This window comes from Laedolimicola ammoniilytica, from assembly GCF_025567165.1.
Lineage (GTDB): Bacteria > Bacillota > Clostridia > Lachnospirales > Lachnospiraceae > Laedolimicola > Laedolimicola ammoniilytica.
In genome coordinates, this window is the sequence record NZ_JAOQKC010000058.1 from 1 (window position 1) to 1012 (window position 1012).

Consider the following 1012-nt stretch of genomic DNA (forward strand, 5'->3'; position numbering starts at 1 on the left):
ATCATGCGTTCATAGGGACTGTCTGTGAAACGGGTCATTTCACACTGTCCTCATCATCTTCTTCTGTGCTGCCCCCGTCAGCGTCCGGCTCGTCCGACTCCTCATCCTCGGTTTCCCATTCCTCAGAATCTTCCTCTCCATAATCATAATCGTCCAGACTGTCATTGCCCTTGGTCTTAGGCTTGTTCTTAACGAGCTTCAAGTAGGCAAATACGCCACCGCCTCCCAGCAGAGCCAGCAAAAGGACCAGCGCAGCCGGGTTCAATCCGGCAGGCTTCTCTTTTTCCGGCTCCGATGTTTCTGCCGGAGGTTCCGGTGCTTTGCCCGTACATTTACTCTTATCAGTTGCGCAGACCGGGCAGGCCGTATTGACTGCCCCTGCTTCACATTTTGTTGAACAGCTGCATACCGCAGGCATCTCCTCTTTGGGTTTTCCATCTTCCATCAGCGCCGCAAGGTCTGCATCGTCCACCTGATTCAGAAAGTGAACAGCAGTCTCCTTGTCCTCATTCGCCCTATCAATCAGGATGTAAAAGTAATTTCCAGCTTTGGTCGTAACAGTAATAAGCTGCTTATTGCCTCCAAAATCATCCACCAATGCCGCATTCCCCTCCGGTGTAAGTGCCGGTGCCGGTTCTGTTTCTTCCACAATCACATTGCTGTCATTGGTAGAATCCTCTGCCGGTGCCGCCGGAGCCTGTTCTGACCCCTGTGCGAAAGCAGGGATCGTAAAGCCAAATGCCACAACCATTGTCAGGCAAAGGGCGGAAAGTGTTTTGCAAATTCTTTTATTCTTCATAAGCGGTAACCTCCTGATTATTTGATTCCGACAGTGCTGTATCTCTGCCGTGGTTCATTCCACCGGAAAGCATAGCGTTCAGCTGTGCTGGAGTCATGCGTAACGCACGAACCATCTGAACGATTTCCAGATTCTCTGCCTCCGTTTTCTGTGCTTCCAGGGTCTTGAGCTTTTCCTGATATTCCGCAATCTTCTCACGGGTTTTCTCAATTT

General features: G+C 50.6%; 2 protein-coding genes. Both read right to left on the reverse strand.

What is annotated here, in order from left to right:
• Positions 1-34: 34 nt before the first annotated feature.
• Entirely contained in the window at positions 35-799 is a 765-nt protein-coding gene (locus OCV63_RS17335; RefSeq protein ID WP_118374274.1) for a DUF4366 domain-containing protein, read from the reverse strand.
• A complete protein-coding gene (locus OCV63_RS17340; RefSeq protein ID WP_158365447.1) occupies positions 789-1010 on the reverse strand; it encodes a DUF4315 family protein in 222 nt (73 codons plus the stop codon). Before OCV63_RS17340 ends, OCV63_RS17335 begins: the two co-directional genes overlap by 11 nt.
• Between the last annotated feature and the right edge of the window lie 2 nt (positions 1011-1012).

Bases quoted from the DNA above. Each gene is read 5' to 3' on its own strand.
- OCV63_RS17335 (WP_118374274.1), bottom strand. From the start codon at position 799: ATGAAGAATAAAAGAATTTGCAAAACACTTTCCGCCCTTTGCCTGACA.